This is a genomic window from Bacillus sp. SIMBA_074 (assembly GCF_046534555.1).
In the GTDB taxonomy this organism is placed as follows: domain Bacteria; phylum Bacillota; class Bacilli; order Bacillales; family Bacillaceae_G; genus Bacillus_A; species Bacillus_A mycoides.
Genome location: NZ_JAWRYM010000220.1, coordinates 1 through 343, shown reverse-complemented (window position 1 = coordinate 343; position 343 = coordinate 1). Strand labels below are relative to the sequence as shown.

At 48.4% G+C, this 343-nt stretch carries 1 protein-coding gene; it reads right to left on the bottom strand.

From position 1 onward, the window contains the following. A partial coding sequence (locus SB773_RS30580; RefSeq protein ID WP_410593973.1) for a TRAP transporter large permease subunit occupies nucleotides 1-343 on the bottom strand: 343 nt, incomplete at both ends.

Genomic DNA, 343 nt, shown 5'->3' with positions numbered 1-343 from the left:
CGCGACGAGAATACCCGGCCCGATTCCAGCAATAAACAAATCATTAATGGAGGTACTCGCTGCCACTCCGTACAAAACCATCGGCACACTCGGGGGAATCATGACACCGATTGTTCCACCCGCCGCATGCAATGCAGAAGAAAACCGCACATTATATCCTTTTTTTACCATATGCGGAATCAATATGCCACCCACAGCAGCAGTTGTTGCAGCTGACGAACCGGAAATAGCAGCAAAAAATGTACAACCAATAACAGCTACAACCGCCAAGCCACCTGGCAAATTCCCCACAATCGTATTGGCGAATCGAATTAATCTTGCCGAAATGCCTCCCGTTTCCATC